Below are 256 nucleotides of genomic sequence, written 5' to 3'. Positions count from 1 at the left end.
CATAACCATCGACCTTGCGATCGGCAAAGTCATTAATCGCGCAACCTGCCGCCCGCATAAAAATCGCGCCTAGCGCAAAAAGTACAAATATCTTGAGGCTTGGCAAGCCTGCTGTTGCCCCTTGCTGCTGCGCTTGACCCATAGCAGCCAGCATCACGCCCCATAGCGTTGGCCAGAGTAACAGCTCAATACCAACGGGCTTATCAAAGCGCGTCAGCTGCAGGTAAGCGTGTAGCTTTTCTTTAAAACTTAAAGC

The 256-nt window shown here is 51.6% G+C and carries 1 protein-coding gene; it reads right to left on the bottom strand.

Features of this window, described 5'->3' with window-relative positions:
* The coding region (locus tag AAEY88_RS14485) for a UbiA family prenyltransferase (RefSeq protein WP_350563513.1) at positions 1–256 on the bottom strand (256 nt) is incomplete at both ends.

The organism is Psychrobacter sp. CAL346-MNA-CIBAN-0220, from assembly GCF_040309805.1.
In the GTDB taxonomy this organism is placed as follows: Bacteria; Pseudomonadota; Gammaproteobacteria; order Pseudomonadales; family Moraxellaceae; genus Psychrobacter.
The sequence above is the reverse complement of the archived record's forward strand: the minus strand, read 5'-3'. Positions and strand labels throughout refer to the sequence as shown.